Annotated in this window: 5 protein-coding genes; all 5 read right to left on the bottom strand. The window is 28.2% G+C overall.

Annotated features, from left to right (window positions below):
- A partial coding sequence (locus ACNF36_RS02910; RefSeq protein ID WP_418303665.1) for a DUF3137 domain-containing protein occupies window positions 1-886 on the bottom strand: 886 nt, incomplete at its 3' end.
- Between the two features lie 5 nt (window positions 887-891).
- Window positions 892-1554, bottom strand: coding sequence for a LemA family protein (locus ACNF36_RS02905; RefSeq protein WP_418303664.1), 663 nt, complete (start codon window positions 1552-1554; stop codon window positions 892-894).
- Window positions 1555-1663: 109 nt separating this feature from the next.
- Entirely contained in the window at window positions 1664-2749 is a 1086-nt protein-coding gene (locus tag ACNF36_RS02900) for a DUF3137 domain-containing protein (RefSeq protein WP_323680214.1), read from the bottom strand.
- A 1-nt stretch (window position 2750) separates the two neighbouring features.
- The gene (locus tag ACNF36_RS02895) at window positions 2751-3413 is read right to left on the bottom strand and encodes a LemA family protein (protein ID WP_323176396.1); all 663 of its coding nucleotides are present in this window, start codon (window positions 3411-3413) and stop codon (window positions 2751-2753) included.
- Window positions 3414-3637: 224 nt separating this feature from the next.
- A complete protein-coding gene (locus ACNF36_RS02890; RefSeq protein ID WP_418303663.1) occupies window positions 3638-4321 on the bottom strand; it encodes a hypothetical protein in 684 nt (227 codons plus the stop codon).
- Window positions 4322-4407 lie beyond the last annotated feature (86 nt).

Genomic DNA, 4407 nt, shown 5'->3' with positions numbered 1-4407 from the left:
TACCAAATTTGAAAAGTTTATTCATTTCTTCCATTGCTAATGGAGTAAATAATTGAAACATTTTAGTTGGATTATTAGATTTAACTTTGTAAATCTTGTTAAATTCAATGTTTTCAAGTTCTACCGGTTCTAAATCAGAAAACTTATCTCCAAAGAATGTAAAGTTTGCTTGGTCTTTTTGAGCAAGTGCTCTTGCATCAATTTTTATTAAAGCGCTATAGTAATGTTCTTCGTGAGTATTACCATCCTTATCTGTGTGGAAATCGACTCAATGTGCTTCTGATACATGTGCATGATATTTATTATCAATAGTAACTGTTTGAATTTCAGTTACACCTCTTAGTTGCGAATCATTTGGTATTAATTTAGGTCTAGTACTTAAGTATTCATCTTTTGTAAACTTGTTTGTATTAGGATCAAAATTATGTTTTATAGATGTAGGTGTAAAGTTTGTGCCTTCATATTTTCATCTATCAATTAGAGCTTCAATTGCAACTCCATAAATATTTGATTTATGAAGCTGACTTATGATTTCTTTTTTAATTTTTCTATTAATATTTCATGCTTTGATTCAAAAACCAATAGCAACAAGTATAGATATTACAAATACAAGTGCAAAAATAATTGCAAAGGTAGTAAATACCGAAAGCGTTCTAAAACCACCATATTCTTTTGTAGTTTCTAATCCAAGAAAAAAACCAGAAAACAAGAAAGAACCTATTGATGCTAAAAACACCCTAAGTGCATATTTATTGGTTCTTTTATAAGTTACATAGATTGGTAATTGAGTAATTTCATTTACACGATTTTTAACGATTGGTAATACAGTTTGGTTTGCTTTTTCATAGAATTTATCTATGCTAATAAAATCTTCGGCTCTTTTCATTTTTTTTATAATCCTAGAGCAACCATATCAACATCTTTTCTAGCTTGAGAAGATGCTTGGAATAATCTAACTGTTGATAATCCCATATTTGCAGCAACAAGGTTAGATGGAATTTCAAATAACATTCTGTTGAAGATATTAGCTTGTGAATTGTAATTTCTTCTAGCAGCTGCAATTTCACGTTCAATGTATGTTGTTTCGTCCATTAATTCAGCATATAAAGCGCTTGATTTAAGTTCTGGATAATTTTCTGAAATAGCCATTAAACGACCGAATACTGATTGGTTTAATTTGTCTAATTCTTCAGAATTTTCAAGTGTTCTACCAGATGAAACAAGTGAACGCATTTTTGTAACGTTTTCAAAAACTTCAGCTTCGTGAATTTTGAATGATTTAACTTGTTGCACTAATTTAACAAGTGTGTCATTACGTTTCTGTAATTGAACATCAATGCTTGATGCACTGTTGTTAATGTTATTTTGCATTCTGTTTAATTCATTTTTCTTTGCAAAGTATCAAAGTCAACCTAAACCTAAGGGTAAACTCATTAAAATGTACATAAAAATCTTAAGTCCTGTAGATGCTTTAGCAGGAATTTCAGCACTTGATGCTGTAGGTTCAAAACCTTTTTGCTTTTGTTCTTCGTTATGTGAATATAAATTTGCCATATTTAATCTCCTTTTTTTACTTATCTATAATTTTATATAAAAATAATTTAAATATATCGAGTAAAAATAACAAAAAACACAACAATTTCTTGTTGTGTAATCGATTTGACTAATATAAGTAAACAGGAATGTAACTTAATGCTAATACAAAGTATAAAGTGTAAATATCAGTAACTACATCTTTGTAAATTTTTGCAACAAATTTGTCTTTTTTACCAACAAAAACCGGAATATCAATATCCATAAATCCGGATGGAGTTACAAATGAACAGTAAACAACATCATTGTTTGCTCAATATTCAAAATCTTTAGCTTTTTTAATGTTTGTGTGTTGTAAACCTTGATTGATTAATTTAACTAATTCTTCCATTGCAAGTGGTGTGAATAATTGGTACATTTTTGTTGAATTATCACTTGCAACTTTGAAAATTTTGTTAAATTCTTTGTTTTCCATTTCTACTGGCTGAAGACCATTTTTCTTATCAAAGTATGTAAAGTTCGCTCTATCTCTTTCTTTAAGTGCTCTAGCATCAATTTTAAGTAAAGTAGAATATCAAGTTTGTTTTGTTTCATGTCCTTTTTTGTCTCTTGTGACTAAAAGTCATTCAGCGACTGAAACGTGTGCGTGATATTTATCATCAATTGTAATTGTTTGAACTGGTGATGCACTTTCTAATCAAGCATTTCGTGGAACAAATGCAGGTTTGAATGATTCATATTCTTTGGTTGTGAATCTTTCTGTTGAAAAATCATAGTTATGTCTGATTGAACTAGGTTCAAAATCATCATTTCTATATTTTCATCTTGTATCAGCTGAATTAACTGCTTTTCCATAAATGTTATCTTCTCTTAATTTGTTTGCAATAAAGCTTCTAAAAATTAAGTTTCTCTTTTTAGCTAATTGCACAAACACAAGTGTTAATATGAAACAAATAAAAGCGGCAAGATCAAAAATACCAAATAAAACAACTTTAGCCATTGCATCTTTTACTGCAATAAAACATATTATCGCTATTAAAGCAGATAAAATCATACTTGCAATTGAACCTAAAGCTCCATATTTCATACTTTTATATTTTTTGTATAAAGGCGATTTGTAAGCATCATCTACTGTGTTTTGGATAATTGGAAGCACAACTTGATCAGTTTTTTCTTTGAACTGTTCTATAGTAACAAAATCTTCAACTCTTTTCATCTTATAAACCTAATTCTTGCATATCAACATCTTTTCTAGCTTTAGAAGATGCTTGGAATAGTCTAACTGTTGATAATCCCATATTTGCAGCAACAATTTTTGTTGGGATTGTAAATAATTCTTTATTGAATGTGTTAGCTTGAGCGTTGTAATTTCTTCTAGCAGCTGCAATTTCACGTTCAATATATGTTGTTTCATCCATTAATTCAGTGTATAAAGAACTTGCTTTAAGTTCTGGATAGCTTTCTGAAATAGCCATTAAACGACCAAATACTGATTGATTTAAGTTTTCAATTTCAGCTGAGTTTTCAATTCCTCTACCACCAGCTGCTAATGAACGCATTTTTGTAACGTTTTCAAAAACTTCAGCTTCGTGAATTTTGTATGACTTAACTTGTTGTACTAATTTAACAAGTGTATCATTACGTTTTTGCAATTGAACATCAATGCTTGATGCACTGTTGTTAATATCGTTTTGCATTCTATTTAAACTATTTTTTCTTTTGAAGTATCAAATTCAACCTAAAAATAGTGGAATAGACATAATAATGTATAAAAATATTTTTGCAGCTGTAGAAGCTTGAGCTGCAATTTCAACACTTGAAGCTGTTGGTTCAAAACCTTTTTGGTTTTGTTCTTCATTATGTGAATATAAATTTGCCATTTTTTCTCCTAATCCTAAAATGTTTGTTAATCTATTAAAATACAAGGCTAATATTCATCAAAATATGTCAATATTTGTTGTATTTCAACTCTATTCTAAAAAAAACAGAAGTAAAAAGTCAAAATTCCTGAAATTATGTGAAAAATGATTAAAAAAATAGACAGAAACTAAAAAAAACTGTCTACTTTTCTTATTCTAGTTTAAACCAATTATTCGTTTATATATTAAAAATTATTATCTTTAAATTCATTACCTTTGGTTACATTTTTTACAATCTCTTCAAAAAGCGCTGTTGTATGAGGTGGGTTATTAAATATTGATAAATTTTGTTTTCACTCAGGAACGTATGGTATATCTCATTTTTTACATCGTTTTTGAACAATTTCATCTCATTCTTTTAATTCCATCATCATTAACATCCCGTGATTAGGGTAAGTTTCATTATTTAAAACTATTAGATAGTGTAATAAAGCGTGTTGCTCATATGAAACTACAATACTTAAACCATTTCTGTAAGCTTCCTTATCAGTTTTCAATTCTGCTCCACTAATATGGATTTCGTCGATGTGATGTCTATGAAAAAATCATTGTTCATTTTCTTGATAGTTACTTAATTTGTATAGCTTTATGTTTTGATGTCTAAAAGGTAAAATTTTCGTATTGTACTCTTTAATAATTCTGTCGCATAAATCAAAGTACATTTTCTTATATTTTGATGCTTGTCGCGACTTTTTAGTTCTGCTCATTTCAATATTTGATTTTTGTTTAAGCAGATTATCTTTAACTTTTAAAATTATTTTTTTCTTTAAAGCTTTCTTTCTATAAATTCTTCTTCAAACAATAAGAGAAATAAAAATGATATAAAAAATAATTCCGACTGCTATTAAAACTCAAAAAATTGGATCCATAGTTAATTCTCCTTAATTTAGTTTTATTCAAGTGTTCAAAACTGCAGTTATATAAAATTAAATATATTTTTACCATTTTCATATTC

Source organism: Mycoplasma sp. 4463, assembly GCF_048381515.1.
GTDB lineage: Bacteria > Bacillota_I > Bacilli_A > Mycoplasmatales > Metamycoplasmataceae > Mycoplasmopsis.
Note: the sequence above shows the minus strand (reverse complement) of the source record. Positions and strands in the feature narration are given on the sequence as shown.